This is a genomic window from Turicibacter sp. GALT-G1 (assembly GCF_025594995.1).
Taxonomy (GTDB): domain Bacteria; phylum Bacillota_I; class Bacilli_A; order MOL361; family Turicibacteraceae; genus Turicibacter; species Turicibacter bilis.
The window spans coordinates 1-249 of the sequence record NZ_JAMQUS010000124.1 but is presented as its reverse complement, the minus strand read 5'-3'; the positions used below and the strand labels follow the sequence as shown (position 1 = coordinate 249).

The window sequence follows — 249 nt, the reverse complement described above, 5'->3', positions numbered from 1 at the left end:
TCCCCCTAGTCTCCACCAATTGAATATTAGCAAATAACAATAAATGGCGGAGTAGCTCAACTGGCTAGAGCGTACGGTTCATACCCGTGAGGTTGGGGGTTCGAGTCCCTCCTCCGCTACCATGAAAGACCCGGACCCTTAGCTCAGTTGGTTAGAGCTATCGGCTCATAACCGATCGGTCGTAGGTTCGAGTCCTACAGGGTCCACCAGTTAGTTTGCATCATGATACGGAGGAATACCCAAGTCCGG

Annotated in this window: 2 tRNA genes; both read left to right on the top strand. The window is 51.4% G+C overall.

From position 1 onward, the window contains the following. Positions 1-45 precede the first annotated feature (45 nt). Positions 46-122: transfer RNA gene (locus tag NEH74_RS13550), tRNA-Met, on the top strand. A 10-nt stretch (positions 123-132) separates the two neighbouring features. Further along, positions 133-209, top strand: a tRNA-Ile gene (locus tag NEH74_RS13545). Positions 210-249: the final 40 nt, after the last annotated feature.